The organism is Streptomyces sp. NPDC021562, assembly GCF_040640875.1.
Taxonomy (GTDB): domain Bacteria; phylum Actinomycetota; class Actinomycetes; order Streptomycetales; family Streptomycetaceae; genus Streptomyces.
Genome location: NZ_JBFACN010000114.1, coordinates 1 through 1,131 on the forward strand (window position 1 = coordinate 1; position 1,131 = coordinate 1,131).

Below are 1,131 nucleotides of genomic sequence, written 5' to 3' on the forward strand. Positions count from 1 at the left end.
CTTCTCAAAAAGTCGGACAAGGTCTTCCATTGTGGTTGCCAAAAGGTGCAACAGTCAGACGAATTTTGGAAAGATATATTGTTGATAAAGAAGAAAGATTAGGCTATCAGCATGTATACACACCAATCATGGGTAGTGTTGATCTTTACAAGACCTCTGGTCACTGGGATCATTATCAAGAGGATATGTTCCCTGTAATGGACATGGACAATGAGCAGCTTGTTCTTCGTCCAATGAACTGTCCACACCATATGGTTGTGTACAAAAATGACATCCACAGCTACAGAGAGCTTCCAATACGTATTGCAGAGCTTGGAACGATGCACCGCTACGAGATGTCTGGTGCCCTATCTGGACTTCAGCGTGTTCGCGGGATGACTTTAAATGACGCTCATATTTTCGTTCGTCCTGATCAAATTAAGGATGAGTTCAAACGTGTTGTTAACCTTGTGCTTGATGTATACAAGGACTTTAACCTGACAGATTATTCTTTCCGTTTGTCTTACCGTGATCCACAAGACACAGAGAAATATTTCGATGATGATAATATGTGGAACAAAGCACAAAGCATGCTGAAAGAAGCAATGGATGACCTTGGCTTAGATTATTACGAAGCAGAAGGAGAAGCAGCATTCTATGGTCCAAAGCTTGATGTTCAAGTTAAAACTGCTTTAGGCAAGGATGAGACACTTTCAACTGTGCAGCTTGACTTCTTATTGCCAGAGCGCTTTGATCTGACATATGTTGGCGAAGACGGCAAGCAACATCGCCCTGTTGTTATCCACAGAGGTGTTGTATCAACAATGGAAAGATTCATTGCCTTCTTGATTGAAGAATATAAAGGAGCGTTCCCTACATGGCTTGCACCTGTTCAAGTTCAAGTGATTCCAGTATCGCCATCTGTTCATTTTGATTATGCGAAAAAAGTACAAGAGCAGCTTCAAAATCAAGGGTTCCGTGTGGAGCTTGATGAGCGTGACGAGAAAATAGGCTACAAAATAAGGGAAGCACAAATGCAAAAAATCCCTTACATGCTTGTTGTAGGTGATAAAGAAGTGGAAGAGAATGCTGTCAATGTGCGTAAATACGGAGAGCAAAAGTCTGAAACAATTCCTTTCGATGCTTTTCTTC

General features: G+C 41.5%; 1 protein-coding gene. It reads left to right on the plus strand.

All coding sequences use genetic code 11. From position 1 onward, the window contains the following. Positions 1 to 1,131, plus strand: a 1,131-nt coding sequence (gene thrS, locus AB0G52_RS41315; RefSeq protein WP_361344500.1) for a threonine--tRNA ligase, incomplete at both ends; no start/stop codon positions are given.